We start from the raw sequence: 6,751 nt of genomic DNA on the forward strand, positions 1-6,751 counted from the left end.
CGTATGCGATGCGTCGAGCGATTTCCTGAGTCGGCCACTTGACGTCGAACGCTACGGCCTCATCTATGCCGGAGCCCAGAAGAACATCGGTCCGGCGGGCGTCACCGTCGTCCTGATCCGAAACGACTTTCACACAAAACGGAACGCGTCGCTTCCGACCATTCTCGACTACGGAACCCACGTCGACAAGCTGTTTCATACGCCTCCGGTGTTTGCCGTCTACATGGTCGAGAAAGTGTTGCGCTGGCTCGACGGCCTGGGCGGAGTCGAGGCCATCGACCGAGTCAACAAGCGCAAGGCGGCATTGTTGTACGAGCGGATAGATCGGTCGGGTTTCTATGCCGGCACGGCGAAGGCGGACTCCCGGTCCGAAATGAATGTGACGTTCCGCTTGAAGGACAACGATCTGGAGCCGGTCTTCATACAGGAAGCCGCGGCAAGAGATCTGGTATCGCTGAAGGGTCACAGATCCGTTGGCGGTATCCGAGCATCAATCTATAACGCGTGCCCCGAGAAGGCGGTTGAGGACCTCGTAGCGTTCATGGACGACTTTGAGCGGAAGCGGGGATAGCGGCGCGACAGAGCTAAACACCACGTGGCCGGCAATGCGCCGGTTGCAGCATTAAAACCTGGTTCGCTATGGCAATAAGTGTAGGGATTCCGAAAGAATCGGTAGCCGGAGAACGGCGCGTGTCGGCTGTGCCGGAGCTGGTTCAGCGATTCAATCGCGCCGGCATGGACATTCTCCTTGAAAAAGGAGCGGGAGACGCGGCCTGCTACGCGGACGCTGACTTTGAAGAAAAGGGAGCCCGTATTGTGAGTCGTGCGGAGGCACTCGGAGCGGATATTGTACTCAAGGTGCAGCCGCCCACGCCTGAAGAAATCAGTGGGCTCAAGAAGGGCGCAGTGCTGATCGGCTTCCTGTCGCCACTGGATCACCCGAAGGTGGCCAAGGCGCTTGCGGCGGCTGGCACGAGCGCCTTCGCCATGGAACTTGTGCCGCGGATCTCGCGCGCGCAGACAATGGATGCGCTCTCCGCGATGGGTTCCATTGGCGGGTATCGCGCCGTACTGCTCGCCGCCGAGCGGCTTCCAAAGTTCTTCCCGCTTCTCACGACTGCGGCTGGGACTGTAAAGCCTGCCAACGTGCTTGTTCTTGGAGCGGGCGTTGCCGGCCTGCAGGCAATCGCCACCGCAAGACGACTGGGTGCTCGCGTGTCTGCCTATGACATTAGGGCGGAAGTCAAGGAGCAGATCGAAAGCCTTGGTGGTCGGTTCGTGGAGTTGGAGATCGAGACGCAGGATTCGGACGACACCGGTGGCTACGCCAAGGCGCTGGCCGAGGAGAAGGCGAAGCGACAGACGGAACTTCTGGAGCCCCACATCGCAAAGGCCGATGTGGTCGTCACTACCGCGCTGATACCGGGGCGGCCGGCACCGGTCCTCATAACCGAGAACGCCGTCAAGGGCATGCACGCCGGATCAGTCATCGTCGATCTCGCCGCTGCCAACGGTGGCAACTGCGCGCTGACAAAAGCAGGCGAAACGGTGGTCGCAAACGGCGTCACGATTCTGGGCCCGACCAATCTGCCGGCCGAAATGGCAGTACATGGCAGTGAGATGTACGGCCGGACACTCCTGGCGCTTGCCGGCGAAATGGTAAAGGATGGAGAGCTTTCCCTCGACTTCGAGGATGAGATCATCGGTGGCTCGTGCGTATGTCACGCCGGCGATGTGGTCAACGAACGAGTCAAGTCACTCCTTGCCGGCTGACCGGCATGAGCGATTGCACCAACAAACGAATACCAGGCTATGCTTGAAAACTTAATTGTCTTCGTGCTTGCGAGCTTCATCGGATTTGAAGTGATCAGCAAGGTTCCGCAGACGCTTCATACCCCGCTGATGTCGGGTGCCAACGCGATCAGCGGCATCACGATTGTTGGCGCACTCGTCGTTGCCGGCATGGTCGGCGGGGTAGCGGCCAAGTGGATCGGCGTGGCGGCCTTGATAGTTGCCACGATTAACGTGGTGGGTGGCTTTATGGTCACCGACCGAATGTTGCAGATGTTCAAGAAGAAGCCGCAGGAAAAGTCAGTGGCCAAGGCTGGTAACTGAACTCCGCAGGTGAAAATAGGTAGCTATGAAAACGCAGATTATTGATCTTATATACCTGCTGGCAGCGGTGCTCTTCATTCTCGGCTTGAAGAGGCTTACGTCGCCGGCGACGGCTAGAGCCGGCAACCAGATGGCGGCTGTCGGCATGTTCATTGCCGCTGTGGCAACGCTATTCATTCAGCAGATCCTGACGCCGGTCGAGATGATTGTCGGCCTCGTGGTCGGCGGCGGCATTGGCGCGATCCTGGCACGCAAAGTGGCCATGACCGGAATGCCGGAACTGGTGGCGGCCTTCAACGGATTTGGTGGACTCGCATCGGCGCTGGTAGCGGGTGCGGAAATTGCCCGATACCTTGGTGACGCCCCCTTAGGCACTGTCGACGCCATCGCCGTCGGCACGTCGATTACCATTGCGCTCAGTGTGCTCATCGGCACCGTGACATTTTCGGGAAGCTTCATCGCATTTGGCAAACTCGCCGGCAAGATCACGGGCAACCCGATCGTCTTTCCCGGGATGAGAGTGTTGACTGTCCTGCTGGCTCTTGGAATTGTCGGCTCGACGGTCTTCATGGCCATATCGACTCCGGACTTTCCTGCCATCAGCGATCCGGTCGTCTGGTCGGTGCTTGCACTCGCCGGAATGGCACTCATCATCGGAGTCCTGCTCGTCATTCCGATCGGTGGGGCTGACATGCCGGTCGTTGTGTCGCTGCTGAACTCGTATTCCGGTCTGGCAGCGGCCGCCACCGGATTCGTGCTCAATAACGTGGCCCTCATCGTAAGTGGCGCGCTCGTCGGAGCAGCCGGCCTCATCCTCACCATGATCATGTGTGAGGCTATGAACCGCTCGCTGCTCAACGTGCTCATCGGTGGATTCGGTGGTGACCAGCCCGCTCCAGGAGCGGGCGGAGCGGTAGTTCCAACCGGATTGACCGTACACTCGACGACTCCCGAGGACTCGGCCATCCTGCTCTCCTATGCGCAGAAGGTCATCTTCGTGCCAGGCTACGGAATGGCTGTAGCGCAAGCTCAGCACACCGTGCGCGAACTGGCAGAATTGCTCCAGGAGAACGGTGTCGAAGTCAAGTATGCCATTCACCCGGTCGCCGGTCGTATGCCTGGCCACATGAACGTGCTGCTGGCAGAGGCGAACGTCCCGTACGACCTTCTCTTCGAGATGGACGACATCAACGGAGAGTTTGACTCAACCGACGTAGCCGTCGTGATTGGAGCCAACGACGTCGTGAATCCGGCTGCTCGTCACGACACAGCCAGCCCGATCTACGGCATGCCCATCCTGAACGTCGACCATGCGCAGACGGTAATTGTGATGAAGCGAAGCCTCAACCCGGGCTACGCAGGCATCGACAATGAACTGTTCTATGGTGACAACACGCGAATGCTGTTCGGTGACGCCAAGGACTCGATGAGCAAACTCGTGACAGAGGTCAAGGCGCTCTAGGCTCGTCCACATCTGGGCAGTACCTGAGCGTGCTAGATCTGGGGCGCGTCGGCCTGAGTTGGACTCAGACGGGCGCGCCCCGCGCTTTTTCGTCCCGCCGACAGGCCTGCGTACTGCATCAGCGTGTCGAGTCGGTCCACTGCGCCCGGCACACGCTAACGCACCCGGCTGCGTTGGGCGCACTCAGGCGCCCACTGGTGCACTGGTTGCTATTTGACGCAGGTGCATCCTCACGAACACGGCTGCGCCCGTTACAACCTGACGAACACTTCTGCGCCGACCACATCCAGGCGGTCATCGCTGCGCCGGTGACATTCTGTCAAACACTTCTGAGCCGGGTGATGGCGAACATTGATTCCGACGCTGATCGCATAGTGACAGACTTCGCCACGAACATGTGATGTCATGGATCTCCCGGCCCGACATCTACTCACCCGAACAGTGGACGATCGAGAGCCGACCTGTGCCGACGGCCTTTCCGGCTGCTAGGCACCACGTTTCAGGATCGGCTCGAGTGTAGCCCACACCGTACGCGCGATGATCTCGTGTCCATCTGCGGTTGGATGGATTCCGTCAGGCTGATTGAGCTCCTGAATTCCACCGACCCCTTCGAGAATGTGAGGGATCAGAACGACATCGTTCGCCGCCGCCACTTCGGGATATACGGATTCAAATCGCTCTCGGTAGGCGCCGCCCATATTCATGGGCATCCGCATGCCTCCAAGAATGATCGTCATGTCAGAGTTCCGGGCGCGCGCCGTCGTGATGATGGCCGTCAGGTTTTCACGCACCGACTCCGGGTCTACGCCTCTCAAGCCATCGTTACCGCCGAGTTCGATAAGCAGAATATCCGCTTCGTTCCTCAGCAGCCATTCCACCCGTCGACGGCCGCCCGCCGTGGTCTCGCCACTCAAGCCCGCGGCCACGACCTCGTAGTCGTATCCCGCTGAGTCAATGAGCGCCTGCAGGCGAGCCGGAAACGCCTGCGCGGGATCGAGTCCGTAGCCGGCCGTAATACTGTCGCCCAGCATCAGTATGCGTGCGCGATCGACTTTGGACTCTGCCCGGGTGCCAGTCTCCGCTGGTACGACATCGGTGGAGTTCGCTGGCTCTTCACTCGCACATGCGGTGGCCAGAAGAACACATACCAGCACGAGACGGTATAGCGGTTTACGATTACTGATCATCAACTCTCGATGGGTACGTTTGTGGCCTTTGCTAACGAATCTCTTCCTGATGCGGTTCTCGAGGTTTCCAACCTCACCAAGACCTATCGATCGGGTAGCAGCCAGTTGACCGTCCTCGACGATGTGTCTTTCACTCTTCGGAGAGGTGAGAGTTGCGCGATCGTCGGCCCTTCCGGCAGCGGCAAGACGACGCTTCTGGGTCTGTCGGCCGGACTTGACCGCAGTACGTCGGGCGAGGTGATACTGTGCGGCGAACCGCTCGGCTCCAAGTCGGAAGACCAGCGGGCCTTGCTTCGGAACCAGCATGTCGGATTCGTTTTCCAATCATTTCGACTGATTCCGACGCTGACGGCTCTCGAAAACGTGATGGTGCCCGCCGAGCTGCGGGCCGACAGATCCGCCCGTGGGCGTGCCGAGGATCTGCTTGGGCGCGTTGGACTGGCGGAACGGATAGGTCATTATCCCGCCGAGCTGTCCGGTGGTGAGCAACAGAGAGTTGCCATCGCCCGCGCCTTCATCAACAATCCCACTATCCTTTTCGCAGACGAACCCACTGGTGAACTGGATACCGAAACGGGCCACGCGATCGCCGATCTGCTGTTTGATCTCAATCGAACGGCGGGGACGACGCTCGTGCTCGTAACTCACGACCAGGAGCTGGCCAGTCGATCGGAACGCGTCATCCGACTTGCCGCCGGCGGAATAGTATCGGATACCCGCGCCTCCGGCGAAGCACAACAAGCCGGGAGCGCGACCGCGTGAAAACCATGGGCATACGCTGGCTCTTGCAGATGGCGTGGAGAGAATCACGCGGATCGAAAGGACGACTTCTCCTTTTCGTCAGCTCCATTGTGCTCGGTGTCGCTGCGCTCGTGGCGATCCAGAGCTTTGGAGATAGTCTGCGGGCAACCATCGACGATCAGGCGCAGTCACTGCTCGGGGCGGACCTGAGCCTCGAGAACAGACGGCCGTTTGGTGCCCAGGCCGAGGCGCTGATCGACTCCATAGGAGGTCAGCAGGCCAGGCGAGTTTCATTCTCGTCCATGGCCTATTTCCCGGCCAACGGTGACACGAGACTCTCGACTGTCAGGGCTGTGGAAGGCGCGTTTCCGTTCTACGGTGAATTGGTCACCGAGCCCGAAGCGGCGGCCGACGTGTACCAGAATAGAGGCGAGGCCCTGATCGACGGATCGCTCGCGAGCCAGTTCGGTGCGGTCGTTGGCGACTCCGTGGTCGTCGGTGGAGTCTCGTACGCGGTAGCCGGAATCCTCAAGCGGTCACCCAGAGAATCAGCTGCCTTTTCACTCGTCAGTCCACGGATCTACGTGCCGCTTGCCAGAATAGACTCAACACTGATCGGCCCCGGAAGTCGTGTGACCTATGAAGTGTTCTTTCGATTTGACGACGCCGTGGACGTCGAGGCACTCCTCGAAGAAGTGAAGCCTCGGCTCAAGTCGCTCGAGGTCGGCAGTGATTCTGTTGGTGAGATAAAGCGGAACTGGAATACGGCGCTGACGAATCTCTACAAATTCCTTGGACTCGCCGCACTGATGGCGTTGCTCCTCGGAAGTGTTGGCGTTGCCAGTGCGATCCACGTCTACGTCAGCCAACGTTTGCAGACCGTTGCCGTCCTGCGTTGTCTTGGTGCCCGCGTAGGCACCACGTTCGGTGTCTACGTGACGCAGGCGATAGTTCTCGGACTTATTGGTTCGGTCGCCGGGGCCCTCCTCGGGGTGGGGGTACAGCAGCTGCTACCCATCGTACTGTCGGATTTCCTTCCGGTCGACGTCGAGTTCAAGGTCTCGCTTTCGTCCGTCGGATACGGAATCGCCGTCGGCACCATTGTGACAGTCTTGTTCTCTCTGCTTCCGCTACTTCGCGTTCGCAGGGTGTCACCCATGATGGCTCTGCGCTCGGCCGTCGGCTTGATAGAGGGTCGACGCTTCGACTGGGCTAGACTTACGGTCATCTTGATCGTGGTGTTCGG

General features: G+C 59.7%; 7 protein-coding genes. 6 read left to right on the forward strand and 1 reads right to left on the reverse strand.

What is annotated here, in order from left to right; genetic code table 11:
* The 4 genes from serC to HKN37_15405 form a co-directional block, all read left to right on the forward strand.
* The coding region (serC, locus tag HKN37_15390) for a 3-phosphoserine/phosphohydroxythreonine transaminase (protein ID NNE48035.1) at positions 1-571 on the forward strand (571 nt) is incomplete at its 5' end.
* Positions 572-639: 68 nt separating this feature from the next.
* Entirely contained in the window at positions 640-1,773 is a 1,134-nt protein-coding gene (locus HKN37_15395; protein ID NNE48036.1) for a Re/Si-specific NAD(P)(+) transhydrogenase subunit alpha, read from the forward strand.
* Between the two features lie 39 nt (positions 1,774-1,812).
* Positions 1,813-2,115 (forward strand): NAD(P) transhydrogenase subunit alpha, encoded by a 303-nt coding sequence (locus HKN37_15400; protein NNE48037.1) that lies wholly within the window; start codon positions 1,813-1,815, stop codon positions 2,113-2,115.
* A 25-nt stretch (positions 2,116-2,140) separates the two neighbouring features.
* A complete protein-coding gene (locus tag HKN37_15405; GenBank protein NNE48038.1) occupies positions 2,141-3,577 on the forward strand; it encodes an NAD(P)(+) transhydrogenase (Re/Si-specific) subunit beta in 1,437 nt (478 codons plus the stop codon).
* 485 nt (positions 3,578-4,062) lie between these two features.
* Here HKN37_15405 and HKN37_15410 read toward each other — a convergent pair whose 3' ends face one another.
* Positions 4,063-4,764 carry an arylesterase gene (locus HKN37_15410; protein ID NNE48039.1) on the reverse strand — a complete coding sequence of 234 codons (702 nt, stop codon included), beginning with the start codon at positions 4,762-4,764 and terminating at the stop codon, positions 4,063-4,065.
* A 9-nt stretch (positions 4,765-4,773) separates the two neighbouring features.
* Here HKN37_15410 and HKN37_15415 point away from each other — a divergent pair, with 9 nt between their 5' ends.
* A complete protein-coding gene (locus HKN37_15415) occupies positions 4,774-5,526 on the forward strand; it encodes an ABC transporter ATP-binding protein (protein NNE48040.1) in 753 nt (250 codons plus the stop codon).
* 5 nt (positions 5,527-5,531) lie between these two features.
* On the forward strand, positions 5,532-6,751 hold a 1,220-nt coding region (locus HKN37_15420), incomplete at its 3' end, for an FtsX-like permease family protein (protein ID NNE48041.1).

Source organism: Rhodothermales bacterium (assembly GCA_013002345.1).
In the GTDB taxonomy this organism is placed as follows: domain Bacteria; phylum Bacteroidota; class Rhodothermia; order Rhodothermales; family JABDKH01; genus JABDKH01.